This window comes from Microbacterium sp. H6, assembly GCF_003314775.1.
In the GTDB taxonomy this organism is placed as follows: domain Bacteria; phylum Actinomycetota; class Actinomycetes; order Actinomycetales; family Microbacteriaceae; genus Microbacterium; species Microbacterium oxydans.
Window position 1 is genome coordinate 3041 of record NZ_QOAY01000100.1, and the last position, 2253, is coordinate 5293.

A 2253-nucleotide genomic window follows, 5' to 3' on the forward strand; every position below is an offset into this window, starting at 1 on the left:
CGGCGCCACGGGCGGCGTTCTCCGGGTGCATGTGGTCGTCGCACCCGGCGCGCACCTCTCGCCCGACGCCGGCGATCCCGGTGAAGCGGAACAGGCGTTCATCGACGGGCTGCGGGCGCACCTGTCCGGCATCCTGCCTCCCTACGCCGTGCCGTCCCTGTTCGCCGTCGTCCCGGTGATCCCACTCACGGTCAACGGCAAGGTGGACAGGGACGCCCTTCCCGCACCGCGTGGCTCTGGCGGCGGCGAACCTCCGCAGGGGCGGGCGGAACGGCTCGTCGCCGCCGTCTTCACGAGAGTCCTCGGCGTGGCCGTCGGGCACCGGGACGAGGGCTTCTTCGACCTCGGCGGCCACTCCCTCCTGGCGATGCGGGTCGTGGCCCAGCTGGGCGAGGAGCTGGGAGTGCGGGTTCCGGTCGGGACCGTGATGGCCGCACCGACCGTGCGTGCTCTGGCCGCCGCGATCGGCGATCCTGCGAGGGATGCCGGTCTCGCGCCGGTGCTCGCGCTCCGCGAGCCGACGACGGACGCGCCACCGCTGTTCTGCGTGCATCCTGCCGGTGGCTTCGCCTGGCAGTTCGCGCCGCTGGTCCGCTTCCTCCCCGCCGGTACGGGCGTGATCGGGCTCCAGGCTCCGCTGCTCTCCGGTCGCGAGAGTGGGGCGCGCGACGTGGACGAGCTCGCGCTGGAGTACCTCGCGCGCATCAGGGAGATCGCACCGCACGGTCCGTATCGGCTGGCGGGGGACTCCTTCGGCGGCAACGTCGCCCACGCGATCGCCGCTCGGCTGGTCGCCGAGGGGGAGGAGGTCGACCTGCTCGCCCTCCTCGACCCGGCGCCGTTGTCCGGGGAGCAGGGAGCTTCTTCCTCTGCCGAGGTGTTCGGCTCGGACGACGAGGCCGCGGTGCGCGCCGAGCAGACCGCCTTCTTCGCGGAGCTTCGGGACGGGACCGGAGACTATCCGCACCTCAAGGAGGCGATCCGCGCCTCGCGCGGTGTGCTCGGGCTCGACGACCGTGCCACGGTCGATGCGATCGTCGCCAGCCACGCGTGGGCCTCAGGACTCATGGCCGCGTCCGTCTCGCCCGTCACCGACGTGCCGACGCTCCTGTTCGTCGCGGGACGGGAAGAGCCCGCGTCGACGGGCTGGGGTGTGCGACTCGGAGAGCGCGCGGAATGCTCCGTGCTGGACGTGGACCATGCCGGGATCGTCGCTCCCGTCGCGTGGGAGCGGATCGGACCGGCCATCTCGCGCCGTCTGGAGAGGGGCAGATGAGTCGTCGACCCGCGGGCGGCACCCAGGCCCATCCGGTCCGGTCGGCCGAACGGGGGCGACTGCTCCGCAGGGCGGCGTGGAGCGTGCGTGGACCGCTCGCGCTGTCGATGGCCGGTGCCGTCGTTCGTCAGGCCGGCTTCCTGGCTGCGCCCTTCGTGCTCCGGTTCGCGATCGACGACGGTGTGATCGGGGGAGACCTCGGTGCAGCGGCATGGTGGGCAGCGGTCGTGCTCGCAGCCGGGGTCGCGCAGTTCCTCGGGATGTGCGTGTGGGACCATTTCGCCAACCTCGCCGATGCGAGGACAGGGGTGCTCCTGCGTACACGCCTGCGCACGTGCGCGATCGCCGACTCGGGGCGCGCATCGGGCGGCACCGGCGATCTGGTGATCCGCGCGGGACGGGATGTCGATCTGGTCCGGGTCTGGGTGCACGGCCTCCCCACCTGGGTCGTGATCGCGGTCACGGTCGGGGTGCTCGTGCCGGGGCTCGCGTCGCTGGACCCCTGGCTCCTGGTGGTCGCGGGCGCCACGGTGCCGTGTCTGATCGTGCTCGCGGTCGTGTACCCCCGGCGATTCGAACGCGCGTCGATGCATGCCGCCGAGGCCCACGGCCGGCGGGCGGATGCGGTCGATCATCTGCTGCGCAGCGCCGTCACCGTGCGCGGGGCGGGGATGGAGAACACGGTGGTCGAGCGCCATGCACGACTTTCGGCCGACCTCTCCGAACGCACCGTGCGGGCCGGGGGCATCCTCGCCCGATGGACGGCCCTGGGCGAGGGGATCCCCGCCGTGGCCACCGCGGTCGGCGTGGTCGTCGCCGTGTTCGCGGTTCTCGACGGACGCCTCACGGTCGGTGGTCTCGTGACGTTCAGCGGGTGGATGGCGACCGTCGGGATCGCGGTGCAGGTCGGGCTCCAGCGGTGGACGCAGAGCGCGGACGCGCGTGTGGGCGCGGCACGGCTGCAGCCGGTCCTGGAC

2 protein-coding genes are annotated in these 2253 nt (G+C 73.0%); both read left to right on the plus strand.

The genetic code is table 11. The features are described 5' to 3' along the window. Positions 1-1276 (plus strand): thioesterase domain-containing protein (locus tag DSP71_RS06830; protein WP_258546300.1); only part of this gene is annotated, 1276 nt, incomplete at its 5' end. Then, positions 1273-2253: ABC transporter ATP-binding protein (locus DSP71_RS06835; RefSeq protein WP_181800684.1), on the plus strand; the 981-nt coding region annotated here is incomplete at its 3' end. The genes DSP71_RS06830 and DSP71_RS06835, both read left to right, overlap by 4 nt.